The sequence below is a fragment of the Rhodococcus sp. PvR044 genome, assembly GCF_040548995.1.
Taxonomy (GTDB): domain Bacteria; phylum Actinomycetota; class Actinomycetes; order Mycobacteriales; family Mycobacteriaceae; genus Rhodococcus_G; species Rhodococcus_G oryzae.
The window spans coordinates 331,730-358,189 of record NZ_JBEPSX010000001.1 but is presented as its reverse complement, the minus strand read 5'-3'; the positions used below and the strand labels follow the sequence as shown (position 1 = coordinate 358,189).

The 26,460-nt window shown below is 70.4% G+C and carries 1 protein-coding gene; it reads right to left on the bottom strand.

The annotated features are described in order from the left end of the window. Window positions 1–63 precede the first annotated feature (63 nt). A complete protein-coding gene (locus ABIC28_RS01415; protein ID WP_354577215.1) occupies window positions 64–26,448 on the bottom strand; it encodes a non-ribosomal peptide synthase/polyketide synthase in 26,385 nt (8,794 codons plus the stop codon). Between the last annotated feature and the right edge of the window lie 12 nt (window positions 26,449–26,460).

The following is a 26,460-nucleotide window of genomic DNA, read 5'->3' as shown; positions in this document are numbered from 1 at the left end:
CCATCTCCGCCGTACTAAGAAAGGCCCCGCCCTCACGGGCGGGGCCTTTCTCGTTTCCTGTCGCTACTCGACCGGGCCGGCCAGCAGTTCCCGGAGGACCGGCGCCATCTCCTCGAGCGCGGCGGGGCTCATCATCGCCCAGTGCGTGCTGTGCACGGACCGGTGCCGGACCGTGCCCGAGACCGCCTGGCCCCATGACCGCGCCGCGATGGTGTCGTCCTGGCGTCCCTGCGCCGCGGTGAACAGCACCAGGTCGCCGTCGAAGCGGCCGGGGACGTAGCGCCGCATCAGTTCCGCCGAGTTCGTGGCCGAAGCGACCATCTGTCGCAGCCACTCCTCGGACACCGCGGACAGCGGGCCCCCGGTGGATGCCCGGATCAGGTCCAGCACCTCGTCGATGCCGGCCTCCGACGGATCGAGGTCGGCCGTCGCCGCGATACCGAAGCCGCCGAGGATCTCCTCCGCCGTCACCGCCGCGCCCTCACCGAGTGCGTCGGCCGCGTCGCCCGCGAAGCTGTCGAGCATGATCAGCCGCTCGACCGACTCCCCCGCCGCCTGGAGCTCGACGGCCATGGCGTGCGCGATGACGCCGCCGAGCGACCAGCCCAGCAGCCGGTACGGCCCGCTCGGCTGAACGGCCCGGATCTCCGTCACGTAGCGGTGCGCGATCTCCTCGATCGAGTCCGGCAGCGTGGCGTCGCCGGACGCGGCGGGCGACTGCAGACCGTAGACCGGCGTCTCACCGTCCAGCACCGGGGCCAGGGCGGTGTACGCCCACGACAGCCCAAGCACCGGGTGCACGGCGAAGACCGGCGACCGCTCACCCGCGGCGCGGATCGGGAGCAGGACGTCGAACATGTCCGCCCCGGTCCCGCTCGCGCCCTCCGCGCCGGACTCCGCGTCGATCGCGGCCGCGATGCCCTCGGCCGTCGGGTCGAGGAACACGGCCCGCAGCGGCACCGTGACCCCGAGCACCTCGGTCAGCCTGGACATCACCCGGGTCGCGGTCAGCGAGTTTCCGCCCAGATCGAAGAAGGACGCGTCCACGGACACCTTCTCGATCTCGAGGACCTCCGCGAGCACCTCTGCCACGGCGGCCTCGGTGGCCGTGCTCGGGGCCCGGTACTCGCCGGTGTCCTCGAACTCCGGCACCGGAAGCAGCTTGCGGTCCAGCTTGCCGCTGGGGTTGAGCGGGAACTCGTCGAGTCCGACGACCGCGTTCGGCACCATGTACACCGGCAGCGCCGTCGCCACGTACCGCTTCAGTTCGTCCGGGTCCACCGTGGCGCCGTCCTGCGGGACCACATACGCGACCAGGTGGTCGCCGCGGTCGTCGGACTGCACCAGGACGGCTGTCTGCCGAACCCCGTCGAAGCCCCGCACCGCCGACTCGATCTCCTCGAGCTCGATGCGCTGGCCGCGCAGCTTGACCTGGAAGTCGGTGCGCCCGATGTACTCGAGGACCCCGTCCGCCCGTCGCCGGACCAGGTCGCCGGTGCGGTACATCCGGTCGCCCTCGGCGCCGAAGGGGTTCGCCACGAAACGGTCCGAGGTGATGCCGGGCCGGGTCAGGTACCCCCGCGCCAGCTGCGGGCCTGCCAGGTACAGCTCGCCCGCCACCCCGGCCGGGGTGGGCCGCAGCCCCGCGTCCAGCACGTGCACCCGGACGTTCCACTGCGGCAAGCCGATCGGCGTCGTGACCGTGTCCTCCGGACGCGCCTCCCAGTTGGTCACCGAGACCGCCGCCTCGGTGGGCCCGTACATGTTGTGCAGGCCCGCGTCGGTCAGCTCACGCCATCGTGCCGCCGTCTCGGGCGGCAACGCCTCGCCGATCACGAAGGCCCGCTTGAGCGTTCGCAGCGACGGCGCGTCGACGACCGCGACGAACACGCCGAGTGGCGACGGCACGAAGGTAGCCGTGGTGATCCCGTGCCCGGCGATCAGCCCGGCCAGGTACTCCATGTCCTTGTGTCCGTCGGGCTTGGCGATCACCAGGCGGGCACCGTTCTGCAGGGCCCAGAAGAACTCCCATACCGAGACGTCGAACGTCATCGCGATCTGCTGCAGCACCACGTCGTCGGCACCCAGTCCGTACTCGGACTGCTTCCACACCAGCTGGTTCACGATCGCCCGGTGCGTCAGGACGACACCCTTCGGCTTTCCGGTCGATCCCGACGTGAACATCACGTACGCCGTGTTGTCCAGATGCAGCGGCGCACGCCGGTCCGCGTCGGTCACCGGGGCATCGTCGTAGGCCGAGGTGTCGAGCTGGTCGATCTCGAGCACCTCGAAACGCAGGTCGACGTCGATCCGGTCGCGCCGTGTGCTCAGCACGCACACCGGGTCGGCCGTCTCCAGCACGTAGGTGGTTCGCTCGGCCGGATGATCGGGGTCGATCGGAACGTAGGCACCGCCGGCCTTGACGATCGCGTACATGCCGATCATCAGGTCGAGCGAACGCCGGATTCCCAGGCCCACCATCGACTCCGGGCCCACGCCCAGCTCGATCAGGTACCGCGCCAACCGGTTGGCCCGCGCGTCGAATTCCGCGTAGGTCAGTTCCTCGCCCTCGAAGACCAGCGCCACCGCATCCGGGGTGCGCGTCACCTGGGCATCGAAGAGGTCGGCAAGGGTCGCGGCCGGGATCTCGTGATCGGTCGCGTTCCAGCGATCGAGTTCGGCGTACTCCGCATCGGAGAGCACGTCGAGATCCCCGACCTTCGCGTCCGGGTTCCGCTCGATCGCCGAGAGGATCCGATCGACCCGGTCCAGGATCGACTCGACCTCGTCGGGCGCGAACAGGTCGGTCAGGAACTTCGCGTCCAACTGCAGGCGATCACCTGCCTCGATGTACAGCGACAGCGGGAAGGTGTTCGCGTCCACACCGCCGACGCCGAGCAGGCGCATCCCGTCGATGTCCGCGTCGCCAGTCGCGCTCGCGGCGTCGACCGGGTAGGACTCGAACACGGTGATGGTGTCGAACACGGAACCGGTGCCGGTGCGCTGCTGGATCGTCTGCAGGCCCACATGGTGGTGTTCGAGCAGGTCCGACTGCTCGCCCTGCAGCCGGAGCAACAGCTCGGTCACCGTCTCCGCCCGGTCCACGCTGACGTGCACCGGCAGCGTGTTGATGAACATGCCGACCATCGATTCCACGCCGGTCAGCGCGGGCGGGCGCCCGGAGACCGTGGCACCGAACACGACGTCGTCGCGGCCGATCAGGCGCGAGAGCACCAGGCCCCATGCCATCTGCACGACGGTGTTGAGCGTGACGCCGAGCTCACGTGCGAGTCCCGACAGCGCCCTGGTGCGCTCGGCCGACAGGTGCAGGCTGACCTCGCCGGGGAGCGAGGACTGCTCGCGTCCGCGGTCCGCGGGCGCGAGCAACGTCGGCTCCTCGGCACCGAGCATGGAGCCCGCCCACTGCTCCAGCGAGGCCTCGGCGTCGCGGGTGGACAGCCATTCGAGGAAGTCCCGGTAGGAGCGGACCGGCGGCAGCACCGATCCGTCGCCGCGCGCCGCGTACAGCACGATCAGGTCCTTGAGGAGCAGCGGCATGGACCAGCCGTCGACCAGGATGTGGTGGCTGGTCATGGCCAGCGAGTACGTGCCGTCCGCACGCCCAACGAGACTGAACCGGACCAGCGGGGGCTCGGACATGTCGAACCGGCGCTGCCGGTCCTCGTCCAGGACCCGCTGCCGCTCCTCGTCACCGCGGTGACCGAGATCCACCTCGCGGAACTGAACCGGCGCGCCGTCCACGATCACCTGGACGGCATTGCCCGCGTCGTCGTGCCGGAACCCGGCCCGCAGGTTCGGGTGCCGGTCGACCAGTGCCTGAGCGGCCGCGCGCAGGCGGCCGGCGTCGACGAGTCCGCCGAGTTCGATCACCACCTGCGAGGTGTAGACGTCGAGCGAGGTGGAGGTCTGCGCCAGCATCGAGTGGAAGAGCATGCCCTCCTGCAACGGCGTCAACGACCAGACGTCCGCGAGGGTCGGGTACTCCGCCTCGAACCGCTCGATCTCGTTCTGTGACAACGACACCAACGGCAGATCCGAGGGTGTGAACTGCGCCGACCCGGTCGCCGCGGCCCACCGGCCGATGGCCTCGAGGGCCCGGGACCAGAGTTCGGACAGCTCGCGCACCTCGGACTCGTCGATCAGGCCAGGGGGGAACGCGAAGGTGGCGCTCAGCCGTGCGCCCGTCACCGAGGCGTTGATGTCGACGACCGCGGCCGCGGGCAGGTCCGCGTCCGGAGCCGCCGACACCGAGAGCTCGCCCTTCGGCGCGGGCAGCCACCCGATCGGTGCGGAGCCCGTTGGCTCCTCGCCGCCGAGCTGGCCGAGGTAGTTGAAACCGATCTGCGGCAACGGCTGAGCGGCCAGCTCGGCCGCGGTCCGCTCGTTCAGGTACCGCAACAACCCGTACCCGATGCCCTTGTTCGGCACGGCCAACAGCTGCTCCTTGACCGCCTTGACGGCCGAGCCGACGGCGGGTCCGCCTGCAAGGGCCTCGTCGAGGTCGAGGTCGATCTCGGGCAGGTCGAGTCGGAGCGGGAACATGCTGGTGAACCAGCCGACGGTCCTGGTCAGGTCGGCACCGGGAACGGTGTCTTCCTCGCGACCGTGGCCCTCGAGCTTGATCAGCGTCGAGGACTCGTCGACGCCGCGATCACGCCGCCACGCCGAGACGGCGAGCGCCAGCGCGGCGAGCAGGCCGTCGTTGACGCCGCCCCGGACGGCCGCGGGCACCGCGGTCAGCAGGGCGTCGGTGGCCTGCTCGGACAGCACGACCTTGACCTCGGCGATGGACGCGAACAGATCGACCGCGGGGTCGAGCGGGCGCGATGCGAGCAACGGGTCCACCCCGCCCTGCACCGTTCGCCAGTACGCCATCTCGGCTTCCCTGGCCGGGCTGTTCGCCTCCTCGGCCAGTCCGTGTGCCCAGCGGCGCATGGACGTCCCGACGGGCGGGAGCTCCGGAGTGGCGCCCGTGGTGACGGACTGCCAGGCGGCCACCAGATCGGCGACCAGGATGCGCCAGGACACACCGTCGACGACGAGGTGGTGGGCGACGATGAGCAGTCGTCCCGACCCGTCGGCATCGGGCTCGGGATCGAACCAGACGAACCGGACCACCGAACCGGTGGCGAGGTCGAGCTCCGCGGCGGCGTCCTCGAAGGCGGGTGCCGCGAGTGCGTCGAACTCGGCGCTGCCGGGCAGGGCGCCCGCGCCGAACTCGACCCGGGCGACCATCGCGTCCACGTCGACCGAACCCGCGTCGCCGATCGACAGGATCGGCTCCGCGCCGGTCTGCGGGATCGACGACCTCAGCATGTCGTGCTGGTCGAAGACCGCACGCAGGGTCGCCACCAGCCCGGCCCTGTCGATGCCCTCGGGCAGCGCCAGGAAGGCGGGCATGAGCATCCGGTTGTGGCCGCCGGGCCGCTCGGTCATCCACCGCATTATCGGGGTGAGCGGCATCTCGCCTACTCCCCCGCCCTCGAGTTCGGCGAGCACCGTCGCGCCACCGGACTCGGACATCAGCGTGGCGACCTGAGCCAGTCCGGCAACGGTCTTGCGCTCGAACACATCCCGCGCCTTGAGCACGACACCGGCGGCCTTGGCCCTGGTCACCAGCTGGATCGAGACAATGCTGTCGCCGCCGAGCGCGAAGAAGGAATCCGTGACGCTGACCCGCTCGACGCCGAGCACCTCGGCGAACAGGCCGGCCAGGATCTCCTCTACCGGGTTCGTGGGAGCCACGAACGATTCGAGCGAGGAACCGAAGTCGGGCTCGGGCAGCGCCTTGCGGTCCACCTTGCCGTTGACGGTCAGCGGGATCGCATCGAGGACCACGATCGCCGACGGCACCATGTGCGCGAGCAGCGAGCGCCCGACGAACTCGGTCAGTGCGGCCACGTCGACCGTCGCGGACGCGACCGGGACGACGTACGCCACCAGCACCGTGGCGCCCGACGGTCCCTGCCTGCCGACGGTGACCGCGAAGTCCACCGACTCGTGTGCGGACAGCGCCGCGTCGATCTCGCCGAGCTCGATGCGGAAGCCGCGCACCTTGACCTGGAAGTCGCTGCGTCCGACGTACTCGATCTCGAGCCTCGACCGGTCGCCCGCCTCGGATCGATCCACCCAGCGCACCATGTCGCCGGTGCGGTACATCCGGGATCCGGCCTCGCCGAACGGGTTCGCCACGAAGCGGTCCGCGGTCAGCGCGCGGCGGTCGTGATAGCCGCGTGCCATCTGCGCCCCCGCGAGATAGAGCTCACCCGCGACCCCGACCGGCACCGGACGCATCCGGCGGTCGAGCACCGTCGCGGACATGCCGCGGATCGGCCCACCGATGGTGAGGATCTCGCCCGGGGTCAGTGCCCCGCTGATCGTCGCCATGATGATCGTCTCGGTCGGGCCGTAGCCGTTGTAGAAGCTGCGGCCGGGCGCCCAGATGTCCACCAGGTTGTCCGGCACCGCCTCGCCACCGGCAACCAGGTGCTGCAGGCAGTCCAGGCCCTCCGGCGAGACGGACGCGAGCGCGCCAGGGGTGATGAACGCGTGGGTGACGCCTGCCGAGGAGATGATGTCCGCGAGCTCGGTGCCGCCGTACACGCCGGGAGGCACGATCACCATGGCCGCGCCCGCGCCGACGGCGAGCAACAGCTCGAGCATCGATGCGTCGAAGCTCGGCGACGAGAAGTGCAGGGCGCGCGACCGGGCGGTGACGCCATAGCGCTCGCGCTGCTCCGCGGCGAAGTTCGCCAGGCCCTGGTGGCTGACCACGACGCCCTTGGGCAGTCCAGTGGAGCCGGAGGTGTAGATCACGTAGGCCGCGTGCCGCTCTCGAACCGGCGCACGGCGATCCGCGTCGGTGACCGGATCGGTCGACCCCAGATCCACGGCCGCCGCGAACTCGGGGTCGTCCAGGACGAGCCACGAGACGGTGGTCGGCAGGTCCGCCAGGTGCTCGGCATCGGTGATGCCGACGAGGGCGGACGAATCGGTGGTCATGTGCTCGATCCGGTCCGACGGGTACGCCGGGTCCATCGGCACGAAGGCACCGCCGGACTTCGCGATCGCCCACAACGCAATCTGCGATTCAACGGACCGCGGCAGCGCCAGCGCCACGAACGACTCGGGGCCGACGCCGCGGTCGATCAGTACCCGCGCGAGCGCATTCGAGCGATCGTCGAGTTCGCCGTACGACACGGTCCGGTCGCCCGAGACCAACGCCGGGGCATCCCGGTCGGTCGCGGCGGCGGCCAGCAAGTCGGGCAGCATGCGGGTGGCAGGCTCCGCGGCCGGGCCGGACACCGGCGACAGCGCAGCGCGCTCGTCCGGATCGGTGACCTCGACGTCGCCGACCGGGGTCGACGGCGCCGAGACGACGGTGCCGAGCACCCGCAGGAAGCGCTCGGACAGGGTCCGGACCGCGTCCTCGTCCACCAGTTCGGTGGCGTGGATGAACTTCAGGTGCAGCGCGCTGTCCAGGCTGGCCGTCATCGCGACCGGGTAGTGCGCGGCATCGATGCCGTCCATGCCGAGCACCCGCATCCCGGCGATGTCGGTCTGCGAGGTCGCACCCGCCATGTCGACGGGGAACGACTCGAACACCGCGAGGGTGTCGAACATCGCGGCTTCGCCTGCGGCGCGCTGGATCTCGGCCAGGCCGACGTAGTGATGGTCGAGCAGGTCGGCCTGCTCGGCCTGCACCCGGGTGAGCAGCTGCGCCACCGACTCCGACGGGTCCAGGTGCACGCGCAGCGGCACGGTGTTGATGAACAGGCCGATCATCGACTCCACGCCGGGGATCTCCGGCGGCCGGCCCGAGACGGTGGCACCGAAGACGGTGTCCTCGCGGCCGGTCAGCGACCCGAGCAGGATCGCCCAGGACACCTGCACGAAGGTGTTCGGCGTGACGCCGAGTTCGCGTGCGCGGGCGACGAGTTCCGCGGTCTCCGCAGCACCCAACTGCGTGAGGTACTGACCGGAGGTGCTGTCCTGCTGACGACCCCGGTCGCCGGAGATGAGCAGCGTCGGCCCCTCGACACCACCGAGCGAGTCCTCCCACGCCTGCAGCGAGCGCACGTGATCACGCTCGGCCAGCCACGCCAGGAAATCGCGGTAGGAGCGTGCCTGCGGCAGCACCGAGGCGTCGCCGTCCGCTGCGTACAGCACCAGCAGTTCCTTGAGCACCAACGGGGTGGACCAACCGTCGATCGCGATGTGGTGGTTCATCACCACCAGCTCGTACTCGCCCTCCCCGAGGGTGATCAGCGTCAACCGCATCAGCGGCGGCGCGCCGAGGTCGAACTTGGCCAGTCGGTCGTGCTCGACGATCCGGGCCCGCTCTGCACCCCGGTCGGCCTCGTCCATGCCGGACAGGTCGACGGTGACGAACGGGATCTCGGTGCCCTCGAGCACCACCTGCGCCGCGATGCCCGTGTCATCGGTGACGAAGGCGGTCCGGAAGCTGGGGTGCCGATCGATCAGGGCCTGAGCGGCCCGGCGCATCCGGTCGGCATCGACGACGCCACCGAGCCGCAGACACAGCTGTGCCGTGTAGACGTCGACGGCGGACTCTGCCAGCGCCGCATGGAAGTACATGCCGTACTGCAGCGGTGAGAGGGACCAGATGTCCGACATCGTCGGGAATCGCGCCTCGTAGCGCTCGATCTGCGACTGGGTCAGCGAGACCAGCGGAAGGTCGGAGGGGGTGAACCCGCCCGCGCCCGGGCTGCTCGCATGGCTCGCGATCGCGTCGAGCGCATCGGTCCACAGCTCCGCCAGCTCGTCGACGTCCGCGGCCGACAGCACGCCGGTCGCGAAGTCGAACACCGTCGAGAGTGTCTCGACGCCTTCGGAGTTCGACACGACAGCGTTGATGTCGAGCGCGGCGACCGGCATGTCCGGGTCGAGTGCCGACCCGAGAACGCCGCCGTCGCCGACCGGCACCCAGCCCATGTCGCGCATCTCGTCGGTGACCTCGAACGCGCCGGTCCTGCCGAGGTAGTTGAACCCGATCTGCGGGGCGGCGAAACCGCTCAGCTCCTGGGCCGTGTCGGCGTTCAGGTACCGCAGCAGTCCGTATCCGATGCCCCGGTCCGGGACGGCGAGGAGCTGTTCCTTGACCGACTTGATCGCCTGGCCCGCGGCCGGGCCGCCCGCGAAGGCGTCGTCGAGGTCCACACCCGACACGTCGATCCGCACCGGGAACAGCGAGGTGAACCAGCCGACGGTGCGGGACAGGTCCGCGCCCTCGACGGCCTCTTCCTCGCGGCCGTGTCCCTCCAGGCCGAGCAGGGTCGCCGACGCGGCGACGCCGCGCCGCTCACGCCAGCGCGCCACGGCGAGGGCAAGGGCGGCGAGGAGTCCGTCGTTGACACCGCCGCCGAACGCCCGCGGTACCGCGGTGAGCAGCCCCTCGGTGGTCTCGGCGGATGCCTCGACCCGGACCCCCGCGGTCGCCGACACCACGTCGAGAGCGGGATCGACCGGACGCGACCCGAGCGTCGGGTCGGCCCCCTCGAGCACGCTGCGCCAGTATCCGAGCTCCTCGGTGCGCCGCTCGGACACCGCGGCCTCGGCGAGTCCGTGGGCCCACCGTCGGAGCGAGGTACCGACCTCGGGCAGCTCGGGCTCCGCACCCGACTGCACCTGACCCCACGCAGAGGCAAAGTCCGGCAACAGGATCCGCCAGGACACACCGTCGACGGCCAGGTGGTGGATCACCATCAGCAGGCGACCGTTGGTGTCACCGGCCCCGGCGGACGGGTCGAACCAGACGAACTGGGCCACGATCCCCGCCGTGGGATCGAGCCGGTCTGCGGCCGCCTCGAACTCGCCACGGACCAGCGCGGCGAACTCCTCGGTGCCGGGCCGCGATGCGAACTCGACGCGATGGATCAGCCGTGCCGACGGGACCGACCCGGCCTCGGTGACGGTGAGCCCGGAGCCGTCGTCGTTCCAGCGCAGACGCAGCGCGTCGTGCCGGTCGAGGACGGACTGGATCGTCGATTCCACGGTGGCACGGTCGATTCCGTGCGGCAATGTCACGAAGCTCGACTGTGAGTACCGGCGCAGCAGTCCGCCACGCTCGGCGGTGGCCCGCATGATCGGCGTGAGCGGCATCTCGCCGACGCCGCCGCCCGGCAGCTCCGCCAGGGTGATGGCAGCCGCGGCGGCCTCGCCCGCGACCGCGGCGAGTGCGGCGACCGTGCGGTGCTCGAAGACCTGCCGGGCGGTGAAGGCCAGGCCTGCGGCCTTCGCCCTGGTGACCAGCTGGATCGACATGATGCTGTCACCGCCGAGGGCGAAGAACGACTCCTCGACGCTGACCCGCTCCAACCCGAGCACCTCCGCGAACACCGCGGCGATCGTCTGCTCCGCGGGGGTGCGGGGCGCGACGTAGGTGTCGGCGACGGATGTGAACTCCGGTGCGGGCAGCGCCCGCCGGTCCAGCTTGCCGTTGCTGGTCACGGGCATCGCCTCGAGCACGATGAGGGCGTCCGGCACCATGTAGCCGGGCAACGCCTTGGCCACCTCGGCCCGCACGTCGCCGGTGTCGACGGTGACGCCCGTCGCGGCCACCAGGTAGGCGACCAGGCGCTGACCCCGTTCGGTGTCCGCCGCGATCACCACCGCCTGGTCCACCGACGGGTGGTCCAGCAGGGCCGACTCGATCTCGCCGAGCTCGATCCGCTGACCCCTGATCTTGACCTGGAAGTCGGTGCGTCCCAGGTACTCCAGCTGCCCGTCGCGACGCCAGCGCCCGAGGTCACCGGTCCGGTACATGACGGAGCCGGGTGCACCGAAGGGATTCGGCACGAATCGCTCCGCGGTCAGCCCCGACCGGGCGTGGTAGCCGCGGGCAACCTGACCGCCCGCGAGATAGAGCTCTCCCCTTGCGCCAGGGACCACCGGGTTCAGGCGCGAGTCGAGCACATAGGCCTGGCTGTTCCACACCGGGATGCCGATCGGCATGGTGCCGGTCTCGGTGCCGTCCGCCCAGTAGTGCACCGAGGTCAGTGTGGTCTCGGTCGGCCCGTAGGCGTTGTTGATCCCGAGCGACGCGCTTGCCAGCGTGCGGGCCGCGAGCTCGGGACTCAGGGCCTCGCCCGCCAACTGGAGCGAGCGCACCGACTGCGGGAACGCCAGCTCGGGGCTGGACAGGAAGGCCGCCAGCATCGACGGCACGAACCCGAGAGTGGTGACGTTCCACCGACGGGAGACGTCGATGAGGTACTCGGCGTCGCGGTGCCCGTCCGGCTTCGCGATCACCAGGTGACCGCCGGAGATGAAGGGCACGAACAGCTCCCACACCGACGGGTCGAACACGATCGGCGTCTTCTGCAGCACAACGTCCGAGGCCGTCATCTCGTACTCGCCGATGAACCAGCTGAGCTGGTTGACGATCGCGGCATGACTGACGGCCACGCCCTTGGGCACACCGGTGGAGCCGGAGGTGAAGATCACGTACGCGGGATTGCCGCGGCGTAGCGGACGCAACCGCTGGGCATCGGTGATCGGGGCGGCATCGAGATGACCGGTCGGAGCCGAGTCGATCTCCACGACCGGAACACCCGCGGGCAGCTCGACCCCGTCCCACGACGTGGTGAGGACGGCGACGGGCTGCGCGATCGAGAGCACCAGCTCCAGTCGTTCGGCCGGCTGATCGGGGTCGACCGGCACGTAGGCGCCGCCCGCCTTCATCACGGCGTACATCCCGACCATCATCTCGAGGGACCGGCGGGCCGCGAGGACGACCAGCGTCTCGGGTCCGACACCCTCGGAGATCAGGTGCCGGGCCAGACGATTCACGCGGGCGTCGAACTCGGCAAAGCTGAGGGTGGTGTCCTCGAAGGTCATCGCGGGCGCATCGGGCGTCCGCGCGACCGAACGGTCGATCAGCTCCACCAGGGTGGTCGGCTCCACCGGAACCGCGGTCTGGTTGAACTCGGTCAGCACGCGCTCACGCTCGTCCGGCTCGAGCAGGTCGATGTCCCCGACGACGACCTCGGGGTCGCCGACGGCCGTGGTCAGGATCCGGACGAACCGCTGCGCCATCCGCTCCACGCTCTCGCGGTCGAACAGCGAGGTCGCGAATCCGAACACGCCAGCGAACCCGGTGTTCCCGGCCTCGTCGGACTGCTCGGAGAAGGAGAGCTCCAGGTCGTACTTCGCCTGGCCCAGGTCGGTGGACAGGCCGCTGACCGTCAGGCCGGGCAGCTCGAAGACCGGGGTGTCGACGTTCTCGAAGCCGAACGACACCTGCACCAGCGGGGCGTGTGCGGTCGACCGTTCCGGGTCGAGGATCTCGACGAGCCGCTCGAACGGCAGATCGGCGTGCGAGAAGGCCTGCAGATCGCCCTCGCGGACCGTCTCGAGAACCGACCGGAAGGTGTCGGCCGACTCCATCTGCGTCCGCAACACGAGGGTGTTGACGAACATGCCGACGATCGGGTCGAGTGCCTCCTCGCCACGCCCGGCGACGGCGGTGCCGACCGCGATGTCACCGGTGCCGCTCATGTGCATCAACAGCACTGCGTAGGCGGCCTGCATCACCATGAACGAGGTGGTGCCCGTCGTCCGCGCGAGCGCATCGATCTGAGTCGACAGGTGCGACGGGACCTCGAAGTCCACCCGCTCGCCCAGCATCGACTGCATGGCGGGCCGGGGGCGGTCGGTGGGCAGCTCCAGCAGGTCCGGCAGGCCGGACAGGGCATCACGCCAGTGGTCGACCTGCTTGGCGATCACCGACTCCGGGTCCGATTCCGCGCCGAGGACCTCGCGCTGCCAGAGCGCGTAGTCGGCGTACTGCACCGGAAGCGGTTCCCAGTGCGGCGCCTCGCCCTGTGCGCGTGCCACGTAGGCACTCATCACGTCCCGGGCGAGCGGCGCCATCGAGGAGCCGTCCGCGCTGATGTGGTGCACCACGACCAACAGCACATGCTGGTCGGCTGCCAGTTCGAACAGGGCCGCGCGCACCGGCATCGAATCCGTGACATCGAAGCCCCGGCCGGCGAAGTCCGCCGCCCTGGCCATCAGCTCCGGCTCCGTGACGGCGATCCGGTCGAGCTCGATCGACGCCGCGGCCACCTCGATCACGCGCTGTTCCGGTCCGTCCGGGCCGGAGGGGTAGATCGTCCGCAGCGACTCGTGCCTGGCCAGCACGTCGAACATGGCCTGCTGCAATGCCTCCACGTTCAGCACACCGGACAACCTGACCCCGAGCGGGATGTTGTACGCGGCCGAGGCGGTGTCGAACTGGTTGAGGAACCAGATCCGCTTCTGTGCCATCGACAGCGGGATCCGGCCGGTCCGCGGACGCGCGACCAGCGCGGGGCGGTTGACGTCCCTGCCGGACATCGATGCCGCGGCCACCGCCAGCGACTCCACCGTTGGGGCGTCGAACAGCTCCCGCACGCCCATCGAGATGCCGAGCGCGGCGTTCACCCGTGCCACCACCCGGGTGGCCACCAGTGAGTTGCCGCCGATGTCGAAGAAGTCCTGATCCGCCGAGACCCGGTCCACGCCGAGGACGTCGGCGAAGACCCCCGCGATCACCTCTTCCACCGGGTTGCGCGGGGCGCGGTACTCAGCGGCCGACTCGAAGACCGGCTCGGGCAGTGCCCTGCGATCCAGCTTTCCGTTGGGCGTCAGCGGGATCGAATCGAGCTCGACGAAGGCCGAGGGCACCATGTGCGCGGGCATCTCGACGCCCGCGTACTCGGCGAGGACCGACCTGTCGATGCTCCGACCGGTGCCTGCGAGCACGTACGCCACGAGCACCGTGTTGCCCGAGGCGGTCTTGTGGCCGATCGTCGCCGCGAACTCGACGCTCTCGTGCCGGGTGAGAACCGCGTCGATCTCGCCGAGCTCGATGCGGAAGCCGCGCACCTTGAGCTGGAAGTCACTGCGGCCCACGTATTCGATCGCCAATGCGGCGGTGTCATCCCCCGTCGCTCCGTCGGTCTCGATCCAGCGCACCACGTCGCCGGTCCGGTACATCCGGGACCCGTCCTCCGCGAACGGGTTCGCGACGAAGCGGTCCGCCGTCAGCGCGAACCGCTGGTGATAACCGCGGCCGAGCGCGGGGCCCGCGAAGTACAGCTCGCCCGGCACCCCTACCGGGACCGGGTGCAGGCGACCGTCGAGCACCATCGCGTCGGCACCGCGGACGGGACCGCCGATGTTGATCGATCCGCCCGGCACCATCGGCCGGCTCATGGTGATCACCATCGACGTCTCGGTGGGACCGTAGACGTCGAACAGTCGCCTGCCGGGCGCCCACCTGGCGACCAGCTCGGCCTGCACGGCCTCGCCGCCGACCGCGACGTCGGTGAGCTCGTCGAGCCCGACCGGGTCGACGGTCGCCAGTGCGGCCGTCGTGACGAAGGCGTGGGTCACCCGCTCCTCACGCAGGAAGTCACCCAGCTCCTGGCCGCCGTAGATGCTCGGCGGCGCGATCACCATCGTGGCGCCCGAGCCGATCGCGAGCAGCAGTTCCAGCACCGCACCGTCGAAGCTCGGCGACGCGAAGTGCAGGGTCCGCGAGTCACGGGTCACCGAGTAGTGCTCTCGCTGCGCCGCAGCGAAGTTCGCGAGGCCGGTGTGCGTGACGAGCACGCCCTTGGGCTTACCGGTGGAGCCCGAGGTGTAGACCATGTAGGCCCCGGACTCGACCTTCAGCGGCCGAACCCGATCGGTGTCGGTGATCGACTCGGACGACTGTTCGTCGACCGAGGCGGAGAACTCGACGTCGTCGAGCGCCAACCAGGTCACCGAGCCGGGCACGGAGTCGATGCTGGCCAGGTCGGTGAGTCCGACCCGAACGCCGGAATCCGCGGCCAGGTACTCGATCCGCTCCTGCGGGTACGACAGGTCGAGCGGCACGAAGGCGGCACCGGTCTTGGCGATCGCCCAGACCGCGAGCACCGATCCGGCGGACCGGGACAGCGCCACCGCGACGAAGTCCTCGGCGCCGACGCCTGCTCCGATGAGCCTGCGCGCCAGCCTGTTCGAGAGTTCGTCGAGCTCGCTGTACGTCATCGCGAGGTCACCGAACTCCACCGCGTGCGCATCGGGGTTCAGCGCGACGGCCGCGGCCAGCAACTCCGGCAGGGTGGCCGGCGCGATGCTCGGGGTTCCTGACACCGGCGCGAGTCGTGCCCGCTCGCGCGAATCGAGCAGGCTCAGGTCGCCGACCGCCTGCGCCGGAGCCGCGACGACGGCCTCCAGTACCCGAAGGAAGCGAGTGGCGAAGTCCCGGACCGTCGACTCGTCGAACAGATCTGAGGCGTAGGTGAACTCGGCGGTCAGCCCGCCGCCACCCGCGGGGTCGCTCTCCATCATCATCAACTGCAGGTCGAACTTCGCGACCTGCAGGCCGCTCTCCAACGCGCTCACCGTGAGCCCCGGCAATTCCAGCGCGGCCTGCTCGAGGTTCTGGAATCCGAGGATCACCTGGGCGAACGGCGAATGCGCCCGCGAACGGGTGGGGTTGAGCGCCTCGACCAGCTGCTCGAACGGCACGTCGGCGTTGCCGAAGGCACCGAGGTCGGTCTCCCTGACCTGCGCGAGGAGCTCGGCGAAGGAAGCATCCGCATCGATGGCCGTACGCAGCACCAGCGTGTTGACGAACATGCCGACGAGATCGTCGAGCTGACGTTCGCCGCGTCCCGCGACGGGCGTCGCGATGGCGACGTCATCGGTGTTGCCGAGTCGAGACAGGAACACCACGAGCGCCGCGTGCACGGCCATGAACAGGGTGGCCCCGTGTTCGCGGGCGAGCGCGTCCAGGCGTGCACGCAGCTCGGGGTCGACGGCGAAGGAGACGCTGCCCGCCCGGAAGGACTGCTGCGAGGGCCGCGGGCGGTCCCCCGGGAGTTCGAGGACCTCGGGGATCCCCGCGAGTGCCGTTGTCCAGTACTCGATCTGCTGCGCCGCCAACGACTTCGGATCGTCGGGGGTGCCGAGGACCTCGCGCTGCCAGATGCTGAAGTCCGCGTACTGGACCTCGAGCGGGGTCCACCGCGGCGCCTCGCCCGCGGTGCGCGCGAGGTAGGCGGTGACCAGGTCCCTGGCCAGCGGCGCGGTCGAGGCGCCGTCGGACGAGATGTGATGGATCGACATCGCCAGTACGTGCTCGGCGACATCCGTGTCGGCGATCTGGACGATCTTGACCCGCAACGGGATCCCGGTCGTCACGTCGAAGCCCTGGGAGAAGAACGCGACCAGCTCGGCCGCGAGGCCGGACTCGGAGACGGTCGCGGTGCTCACGTCCAGGTCGACATCGGCCGCGGGCACGATCAGCTGGTGGGGACCGTCGTCGGTGTTCGGGAACAACGTCCGCAGGGACTCGTGGCGTTCGAGGACGTCACCGAGCGCGGAGCGGAGGATGTCGGTGTCGAGTGCGCCGGTGAGCCTGATCGCCATCGGGATGTTGTAGACCGGCGAGGAGGTGTCGTACTGGTTCAGGAACCACATACGAGACTGAGCCAGCGACAACGGGATCCGGCCAGGGCGCGGTCGGGCCGACAGTTCGCTGCGCGCCTCGGCGCGGCCTTCCCCGAGTTCGATCCGGGCGGCCAGTTCGGACACCGTCGGCGCCTCGAAGAGGTCGCGCAGACGGAGCGCCGCCCCGGTCCCCGCGTTGACCCGGGCCACGACCTTGGTCGCGACGAGCGAGTCGCCGCCGAGGGCGAAGAAGCTGTCGGTCGCGGACACCCGGGGCACCGACAGCAGCTCGCCGTACACGGCCGCGACGATCTCCTCGACGACATTCGCGGGCGCCCGGTAGGACTCCTCCGCGGAGCCGAAATCGGGATCCGGCAGCGCCTTCCGATCGACCTTTCCGCTGGGGGTCAGCGCGAACTCGTCGAGGACCACGACCGCCGAGGGCACCATGTAGTCGGGCAGGGCACGTCGGGCCACCTCGGTGACCGCGTCTTCGAGTCCGTCCGCGGTGTCGGCGGGGACCACGTAGGCGACCAAGCGGTCGATCCCGGTCTCGGTGGTCTTGACCACCACGGCGACCTGGCCCACCCGCGGGTCGGCCAGCAGCGCCATCTCGATCTCGCCGAGCTCGACCCGCAGACCACGGATCTTCACCTGGAAGTCGGTGCGGCCGACGTACTCGAGTTCGCCGTCGGTGTTCCAGTAAACGACGTCGCCGGACTGGTACATCCGCTCGCCGCCGCCCCGGAACGGGTTCGCCACGAACCGGGCCGCGGTGAGCGCGAACCGGCTTCCGTAGCCGCGGGCGAGCACCAGCGGACCACCGATATACAGCTCGCCGGGCACTCCGGGCGGCACCAGGCGCAGGTGCTGGTCGAGCACATACAGCTCGTAGTTCGGCAGCGCGGGTCCGATCGGGACCCGGCCGTCGGGGTAGCCGGTGGTCACCGAGCTCAACCGGTGATCGGTGATCATGTCGGTGGCCTCGGTCGGCCCGTAGTTGTTGTGCAGCCGGGTGCCCGCCGCCTCGAGGTGCGCGAGCCTGGCCGGGTTGAACGACTCGCCGCCCAGGTGCAACGACCGCAGCGCGGGCAGCACCGACTGGTCCGTGTCCGCGTCGAGCAGCGTGGCGAAGGCGCTCGGCGCCAGGTTCGCGTTGACCACCGAGCCGCCACCGATGATCTCGAGGATCTCGACCGGGTCGAAGGGGTCCCCCGCCAGGTGCAGCACGCCACCGTCGGACAGTGTGACCCACACGTTCTTCTGCGTCTGGTCGAAGACCGGCGAGTTCGCGACCAGCGCACCGTCACCCGGCTCGAGGCGGATCTCACCGCGGTACCACTCGGCGGTGTTGAGGACGCCGGCCATCGGCACCAGGGTCGGCTTCGGCCTGCCGGTCGATCCCGAGGTGGTGATCACGTAGGCGAGGCGGTGACCGGCACCGGGTTCGGTCCAGCGATTCGGTGGGGCCGTCTCCTGCCTGCTCGCGAGCCGGGCCTCGGTGTCCGCATCGCCCAGCCGCACGAGCGCTCCGGAGTAGGCGAGCTCCTCGCTCCACCCGTCCGCGAGCACCACGGCCCGGACCTCGCAGTCCTCGAGAACGGCTGCGATCCGGTCCGCGGGCGCCTTCGTGTCGACCGGCAGGTAGGCCGCGCCGACCTTCCACGCGGCGAGCATGCCGACCACCCAGTCCACCGAACGCGGGACGACCAGGGCCACCACGTCATCGATGCCGACGCCCGCGGCGATCAGCTCATGCGCCAACCGGTTGGCGCGACGGTCGAGCTCGCCGCGCGTGACGCTCGTGCCCGATGTCAGCACGGCGATCGCGGACGCGTCCTCGGCGACCCGTGCTTCGATGCGTTCGAGCAACGTCTCGGGGGTGCGGGCGAGTTCCGTGCGGTTGTACGAGTCGAGCAGCTGCAGCTCGTCGTCGGTGATCAGGCGCAGCGAACCGACGTTCGCCTCCGGACGCGCCACGAACTCGCGCAGCACCCGGATCGTGCGGTCGAGATGACCCGCGACGGTCGCCTCGTCGAAGGCCTCGTGCTGGAACTCGGCGGCGAGGTGCAGACGGCCGTCGACGGGAGCGGCCACGATCGAGAGCGGGAAATGGCTCGCGGCCGCGGATTCCACACCCATCAACCGCATCCCGGCGATGTCGACGTCGCCGCCCACCCCGGAGGTGTCCACCGGATAGGACTCGTAGATCACGGCGGTGTCGAACAGCGCGGCGTCACCCGCGGCCCGGTGGATGTCGGTCAGCCCCACGAAGTGGTGGTCGAGCAGCCCCGCCTGCTCCGACTGCAGGCGTACGAGCAGCTCGCGCACCGGCTCGTGCGGAACGAGCTGCACGGCAACGGGAATGGTGTTGATGAACAATCCGGCCATCGACTCCACGCCGGACAGGTCCGACGGCCGACCGGACACGGTGGCACCGAACACCACGGTGCCGCGACCGCTGAGCATGCCGAGCACGACGCCCCATGCCGTCTGCACCAGCGTGTTCAGCGTGACGCCCAGCTCCGCCGCGAGCGCCTCGGCACCCGCGGTCTCCTCGGCGGAGAGCGAACCCTCCACCTTGCCCGGCACCGCAGCGTGGTTGACGCCCTGCACCGCAGGCGCCAGCAGGGTCGGATCATCCGCTCCGGCGAGCGCGTCGCGCCAGGTCTCCAGCGACTGCGCGCGGTCCTGTCCGGCGAGCCAGTGCAGGTAGTCCTTGTAGTCCCGGGCCCGCGGCAGCGCCGAATCGTCGCCGTCCATGGCGTAGAGCGCCATCAGCTCGCGGATGACCAGGGGGGTCGACCAGCCGTCCAGGATCACGTGGTGGTTGGTGAACACGAGCTGCCAGCGATCGGCCGCCAACGCGAGCAGGGTCAGCCGGACCAGCGGCGGCGTCGCCATATCGAAGCCCGTCGCGCGGTCCGCATCGAGGATCCGCTGCCGCTCGGCCGCCCTCGACTCCTCGTCGAGGCCGCTGAGATCGTGCAGGGTGAGCGGGGCCCGGGTGTCGCCGACGACGACCTGGACCGATCCCACGGCCTCGTCGACCAGGAACACCGAGCGCAGGTTCGGGTTCCGGACCAGGAGCCGGTCGGCGGCGCGCCGCAGCCGATCTGCATCGACCGATCCGGTCAGGTCGAGCACGAACTGCGCGGTGTAGACGTCCACCACGTCCGGCATGCCCTCGGTGAGCAGTGCGTGGAAGAGCAGGCCGTGCTGCAGCGGGGACAGGGACCACAGGTCCTCGACGCTCGGGTACCGCGACTCGAACAGTTCGATCTGGTCCTGCGACAGGGACACCAGTGGCAGGTCGGACGGGGTCAGACCGCCGGCCGCCTCCGTGCGCGCGTGCGCGCTGATCGCGGTCATCGCGGCGCGCCAGAATCCGGCGAACTCCTCGACCTCCGCCTCGCTGAGCACACCGGTCGCGAACGACAGGGTCGCCGACAGGCCGCCGCCCGGCAGCACCGACGCGTTGATCTCCAACGCGGACTCGGGCGCCATGGCCGGATCGGCCGCGCCGCCGAGCGCGCCGCCGTCGGTGACCGGGATCCAGCCGAGGCCACGGATCTCGTTGGTGAGCTCCCCGGTCCCGAACCGGCCGAGGTAGTTGAAGCTGATCTGGGGAACCGCCCCGGAGCTCAGCTCCGCGCCGGTCTCCGGGTTGAGGTACCGCAGCAGGCCGTACCCGATGCCGTTGTCCGGCACCGCCAGCAGCTGCTCCTTGACGGCCTTGACCGCAGATCCTGCCGCTGCCCCGCCCGCGAGCGCGTCATCGAGGTCGGCCCCACCGAGGTCGAGCCGAACGGGGTACACGCTGGTGAACCAGCCGACGGTCCGCGAGAGATCCGCGCCCGGCACGACCTGGTCCTCACGGCCGTGTCCCTCCAGGGTGATCAGGGTCGAGGACTCCGCTGCTCCGCGTCCGCCGCGGGCTCGCCGCCACGCGGCGACGGCGACGGCGAGGGCCGCGAGCAGTCCGTCCTGGGCGCCGCCCCGGAATCGGGCGGGCACCCCGGTGAGCAGCCCGTCGGTCACATCGGCAGGCAACTCGAGAGAGACCTGTCCCCTGGTCGCCACGGTGTCGAGCCGCGCGTCGAGCGGCCGCGATCCGATCGGCGCCTCCGGCGTCGCCAGAACCTCACGCCAGTAACCGAGTTCGGTCACCCGGGAGTCCGAACGTGCCTCGTCCGCGAGGGCGTGCGCCCACCGACGCATCGAGGTGACCTCGGGCTCGAAGCTCGGCGTACCGCCTGCGACGATCTGGCCCCAGGCCGAGGCGAGGGCGGGCACCAGCAGGCGCCAGGACACGCCGTCCACCACGAGGTGGTGCAGTACCAGGAGCAGGCGTCCGTTCGCCTCGCCGAGCTGCGATGCCGGATCGAACCAGACGACCTGCACCATCGCACCGGCGGCGGGGTCGAGTCGGTCCGCGGCCGCGTCCAGTGCCGCGGCCGCAATTCGCTCGAATCCCGCACTGCCGGGGGCATTCTCGGAATCGAACTCGATCCGGTCGATCACCGAGTTCGCGTCGACCGAGCCGAGCTCACGGGCGCGCAGCACGGGCGCGTCCCCGTCAGCGGAGGCCAGCACCGACCGAAGCATCGGATACTGGTCGAGCACCGCCTGCACCGTCGCAGCCAGGGTGCCGCGGTCGAGTCCGAGCGGCGCCGTCAGCAACACCGCCTGGGAGAACCGTGACCCCGCGCCGTTCTCCAGCGCCCAGCGCGCCACCGGCAGCAGCGGCATGTCGCCGACACCGCCGCCGGGAAGCTCCTCCAGCACCGCGACGCCCGCCTCGGCGACCGTCGTGGCGACCAGGGCAAGACCGGTCACGGTCTTGCGCTCGAAGACGTCCCTTGCCTTGATCAGCACGCCCGCGGCCTTCGCCCTGGCCACCAACTGGATCGAGACGATGCTGTCACCGCCCAGCGCGAAGAACGAGTCGGCGACGCTGACCCGGTCGACGCCGAGCACCTCGGCGAAGAGGCCGGCCAGGAGTTCCTCCATCGCATTCGACGGAGCGACATACGATTCCGCGGCCGAGCCGAAGTCCGGTTCCGGCAACGCCTTCCGGTCCACCTTGCCGTTGATCGTCACGGGCAGCGCGTCGATCACCACGATCGCCGACGGCACCATGTGCGGGGCCAGCGAACGGGACACGAACTCGGTCAGCTCGCGGTCCGCGAGCGCGGCACCGGGCACCGGCACGACGTAGGACACCAGCACGGTGGCACCGGCCGGTCCCTCCCTGCCGATCGTGTATGCGGTGTCGACGGACTCGTGCGCCGCCAGTGCGCCGTCGATCTCACCGAGCTCGATCCTGAAGCCGCGCACCTTGAGCTGGAAGTCGCTGCGCCCCACGTACTCGATCTCGAGCCGGGACCGGTCACCCGAGACCGACCGGTCGACCCAGCGGACGAGGTCACCGGTGCGGTACATCCGGGCGCCAGGCGCTCCGGACACGTCGGCCACGAACCGGGACGCGGTCAGGTCGAAGCGGCCGTGATAGCCGCGGGCCAGCGCCGGGCCCGCGAGATAGAGCTCACCCGTCACACCGAAGGGGACGGGGCGCAGTCGCCCGTCGAGGACCACCGCGGACACCCCGCGGATCGGGCCACCGATGGTGACGGGCGCGCCCGCGACCATCGGTTCCGAGATGGTCGCGATCATGGTGGTCTCGGTGGGGCCGTACAGGTTCCGGAAGGGATAGGTGGGCGCCCACTTGGCCACCAGTTCAGGACTGACCGCCTCACCCGCGACCGAGATCGACTCCAGGTCGACCAGGCCGGTGGGATCGACGGTGTTCAACGCGGCGGGTCCCGTGTAGCCGTGCGTGACCCGCTGCTCGAGCATCACCTCGCGCAGCTCGTCGCCGCCGTAGATGCCCGGTGCCACGATGACGGCGGCCGCGCCCGCGACCGAGGCCATCAGCAGTTCCCACACCGCGCCGTCGAAGCTCGGCGACGCGAAGTGCAGCACCCTGGACGTGGCCTGCACGCCGAACTTCTGCTGGTGCTCGGCGACGATGTTGACCAGGCCGGTGTGCGTGACCGCGACGCCCTTGGGGAGGCCGGTGGAGCCGGAGGTGTAGACCATGAACGCCGGGTTGTCCACGTGCGCGGCCGTGGTGCGATCGGCGTCGAGGATCGGATCCGTACGCTCGGCGTTCCAGTCCGCGAGGAAGCCCGGGTCGTCCATCGCCAGCCAGCGCACACCGGACGGCAGTCCGGCGAGCGCCCCGGTCGTGGTCAGGCCGAGCGTCGCCCCCGAGTCCGAGGCCATGTGCTCGATCCGGTCGGCGGGGTAGGCGGGATCGATCGGCACGAACGCCGCGCCGGTCTTCGCGACCGCCCACACCGCGACCGCCGACTCGATCGACCGCGCGAGGGAGAGCGCCACGAAGGTCTCGGGGCCGGCCCCGAGCGAGATCAGCACCCGGGCAAGGGCGCTGGACCGGTCGTCGAGCTCCCCGTAGGACACCACGCGGTCGCCGGAGACCAGGGCCGGGGCACCGCGTTCCGCGGCTCCGGAGGTCAGCAGCTCCGCCAGCGAGACCGGGGCCGCGGAATCCGCGCCACGCACGGGCGTGAGGGCCCTGCGCTCGTCCGGGCTGGTGATCTCCACGTTGCCGACCGGAACCGACGGATCGGCGGTGACCGCCTCGATCAGGCGCACGAACCGCTCCCCGAGGGTGCGCACGCTGGTTTCGTCGAACAGGTCGGTCGCGTAGACCAGGGTGCCGGTCATCCCCGAGTGATCGGCCTTCTCGCCCACCGAGAGCTGCAGGTCGAACTTCGCGAAGGTCACGCCCGGGTCGACCTCGCCGACCACGAGGTCGGGCAGTTCCAGGACCGCGGCCTCGGTGTTCTCCAGCGCGATGACCACCTGGAAGATCGGCGAGTGCGCGGTCGACCGCTCGGGCGCGAGGAGCTCCACCAGGCGTTCGAACGGTACGTCCGCGTGCGCGAGCGCACCGATGTCCGATTCCCTTGTGCTGCGCAGCATCTCGACGAACGACTTGGCCGGGTCGACCACGGTCCGCAGCGCGAGGGTGTTGACGAACATGCCGACGAGGTCGTCGAGTTCACGCTCGCCACGACCCGCGGTTGGGGTACCGAGGACGATGTCGTCCGTGCCGGACAGCTTGGAGAGGAGCACGGCGAACGCGGCGTGCACGGCGGTGAACAGGGTCGCCTCGTGCTCGCGCGCCAGCTCGAGCAACCGGCCGTGCAGATCCTGACCGATCTCGAACTCGACCCGGGCGCCCTCCATGGAGATGACCGCGGGACGCGGGCGATCGGTCGGCAGCGGCAGCACCTCCGGGATCCCGGCGAGCTCGTCGACCCAGTAGCCGACCTGCCGCGCCAGCAGCGACTCCGGGTCGTCCTCGACACCGAGCAGCTCGCGCTGCCACATCGCGAAATCCGCGTACTGGACCTCGAGCGGCGCCCAGTCCGGGCCATGACCGCTCGCCCAGCTCGAGTACGCGATGACGACATCCCTCGCCAGCGGCGCCATCGACGCGCCGTCCGAGGAGATGTGATGCACCAGGAACAGCAGGACGTGCTCGTTCTCGGTCAACCGGAACAGGCGCGGCCGGACCGGGATCTCGACGGTCACGTCGAAGCCCCGCGACGCGAGGTCCGCGAGCGTCGTCATCAGGTCGGCCTCGTCACGGACATGGACCGGGGTCAGATCGATGTCGAGTCCGTCGGCGGGCAGCACCACCTGGTGCGGACCGTCCCCGTCGTCCGGGAACACGGTGCGCAGCGACTCGTGCCGCTCGAGCACACTCGCCACCGCGGCCGCCAAGGCCTCGGTGTCGAGCGACCCGGTCAGCCGGATACCGAGCGGGAGGTTGTAGGCAGGCGACGAGGTGTCGAACTGGTTGATGAACCACATCCGAGACTGAGCCAGCGACAACGGGATCCGCTCGGGTCGCGGCTGCGCCACGAGTTCCGGCCGATGACGACCGGTCCCCGCCCCCGCGGCCGCGAGGGCGGCCAGCCCGGCCACCGTCGGTGCGTCGAACACCTCGCGCAGATTCACGTCCGAGCCGAGTGCCGCGTTGGCCCGCGCAACCACCCGGGCCGCCGACAGCGAGTTGCCGCCGATCTCGAAGAACGAATCGTCGGCGCCGACCCGCTCGATGCCGAGGATCTCGCCGAAGATCTGCGCCACCACGATCTCGGCCGGGGTCGACGGCTCCCGGTAATGATCGGAATGCGACTCGAACTGCGGGCGCGGCAGCGCCTTCCGGTCGATCTTTCCGCTCGTGTTGAGCGGCATCTCGTCGAGCACGAGCAGCAGGTCGGGAACCATGTACGCAGGCAGGGTCCGGCCCACGTCGGCAAGCACCTGATCGGTGTCGATCGTCGCGCCCGCGACCGCGGTCACGTACGCCACGAGTCGCTGCACCCGGTTGTCGTCGTGCACGACGACAATGGACTGCAGGACATCGGCATTCGCGACCAGTGCGGATTCGATCTCACCGAGCTCGATCCGCAGACCTCGGATCTTGACCTGGAAGTCACTGCGCCCCAGGAACACCAGTTCGCCGTCGCTGCGCTCGCGCACCAGGTCGCCGGTCCGGTACAGCCGGGCGCCGCCGGAGCCGAACGGGCTCGCGACGAATCGTGATGCGGTCAGGGCGGTCATGCCGCCGTAGCCGCGGCCGACCGCGTTGCCACCGATGTAGAGCTCACCCGTGATACCAGCGGGCACCGGCCGCAGACGGCCGTCGAGGACGTGGTAATCCACTCCCTCCCAGGCGGTACCGATCGGGATCTGGCCCTGTTCGACGTCAGGGGCGGAGAGGTCCAGCTCGTAGATCGACGTGACGTCGGAGGCCTCGGTCGGACCGTAGCTGTTGATCATCCGCGTCTGCGTGCCGATCAACCCGTTGTACGCGGCGGGCCGGATCTGCTCACCGCCCAGGATCACGGCGCCCAGGTTGGTCAGCACGCCCTCGGTGTCGAGGTCGGCCAGCACCTCGAAGGCGCTCGGCGCCATGTTGGCGATCTGGACGTCCCCGGTACCGATCTGACGCAGGATCGGCTGCGGGTCGAAGCCGTCCTCGGACAGGTGCAGCGTGCCGCCGTACGCGAGCGCGACCCAGATGTTCTTCTGGGTCAGGTCGAACAGCGGCGAGTTCGCCATCAGGACGCCGGTGCCTGCACCGAAGTCCAGCATGCGGCGGTAGGCCTGGAAGGTGTTGGAGACGCCGCGCATCGGCACCAGCGTCGGCTTCGGACGGCCGGTCGATCCCGACGTCGAGATGACATAGGCCAGTCGCAGGCCCGCGTCGTCGTCCGTCCACGGATCCCGATCCGGATCCGTCGCCTCGTGCGCCTCCAGGCGCGCCACGGTGTCGGGATCGTCGAGGACCGTCACCCCGAAGGGAGCGTCCGCCAGCGCGGGCCACCCGCTCAGTGCGACCACGGCCCTTGCCCCGCTCGCCTCGATGAGCCCCTCGGTCCGCTCGAGCGCCCACGCGGGGTCGAGCGGCGAGTAGGCGGCGCCGAGCTTCCACGCCGCGAGCATGCCGACGATCCACTCGAGTGAACGGGGAACGATCAGGGAGACCACATCGTCGGGTCGCACCCCACAGGAGGCGAGTTCCCGCGCCAACTGGTTGGCCCTGCGGTTCAGCTCACCACGGGTGGTCGGGCGGCCGTCCTCGACGACGGCGATCGCCTCGGGATCGCGCTCGACCCACTCCTGCCACAGGGCGACGGCCGAGACCAACGGCCATCCGTCGGCGGGCGCCTCGGCGGCCACCTCGGGAAGGTCGAGGGTGGAGGCGTCGGCGTGGATCCTGTCGAGCACGCCACCGATGCCGCCCTCGGCGGCAACGATCGTCGGAACCAGACCGGTGAGGACCACGGACACGATGGCATCGGCATCCATCCCGCGATCGGACAGTGCCCCCGCCAGCAGCTGCAGACGCTCATCGAGCTCCCGATACGTCACCGACATACCGTC